The organism is Paraburkholderia sp. JHI2823 (assembly GCF_038900695.1).
GTDB classification, from domain to species: domain Bacteria; phylum Pseudomonadota; class Gammaproteobacteria; order Burkholderiales; family Burkholderiaceae; genus Paraburkholderia; species Paraburkholderia mimosarum.
In genome coordinates this window covers 1-255 of the sequence record NZ_JAYMRY010000417.1, presented here as the reverse complement: position 1 = coordinate 255, position 255 = coordinate 1, and the positions used below count along the sequence as shown (strand labels likewise).

Below are 255 nucleotides of genomic sequence, written 5' to 3'. Positions count from 1 at the left end.
TCCGGATGCTGGCGCGCGAGGCTCTGCATCTCGGCGAGCACGAAGCCCATGTGTTCCGAGTGTTCGCCGTGCTTGCCGGTCGTGATGTGGAACACCTGCTCGGGCAGCGTGAGCGTGGCTTCTTCGAGCGCGGCTTCCACGTCGGCGCGCCACGCCGCTTCCAGCTGCGCGGTGAGCGGCGCGATGCCGGCTTCGGCCACGGCCGTTTCCACGGCGTCGGTGCTGAAGAACTCGCGCGTGTACGGCATCAGCCAG

The 255-nt window shown here is 68.6% G+C and carries 1 protein-coding gene; it reads right to left on the bottom strand.

Features of this window, described 5'->3' with window-relative positions:
* On the bottom strand, positions 1-255 hold a 255-nt coding region (locus tag VSR34_RS39230; protein WP_342965328.1), incomplete at both ends, for a Phenylacetic acid catabolic protein.